Origin of the sequence: Streptomyces rimosus subsp. rimosus (assembly GCF_000720725.1) — a bacterium.
GTDB lineage: Bacteria > Actinomycetota > Actinomycetes > Streptomycetales > Streptomycetaceae > Streptomyces > Streptomyces rimosus_A.
Window position 1 is genome coordinate 1 of sequence record NZ_JOCQ01000266.1, and the last position, 280, is coordinate 280.

Here is a 280-nt window from a genome sequence, read left to right on the forward strand (position 1 = left end):
CGACTGGGAATGGGCCAAGTGGCTGCCGCACCTGCTCGATGGCGAGCAGTTCGACGGCCCTGTCGCCGCCCGCCGTATCGCTCCCTCCGTTCACCAGCTGGCCCGGCAGATCGATCCTGAACTGCGTCGGCGAGCCTCCTATGCGGCCGAGGTACGGCGCGGCCTGTCGGGCAACGACGCACTGTCCATGACGTCCCGGCTGCTCGTCGTCGCGGACGGACACGGGGACGACGCGGTCGACCTGCCGCGTCCCGACGAGGCGGTCGGCCTGCGCGACATG

At 71.1% G+C, this 280-nt stretch carries 1 protein-coding gene; it reads left to right on the top strand.

The genetic code is table 11. The features are described 5' to 3' along the window. On the top strand, positions 1–280 hold a 280-nt coding region (locus IH45_RS01000000144870; RefSeq protein WP_032919617.1), incomplete at both ends, for a hypothetical protein.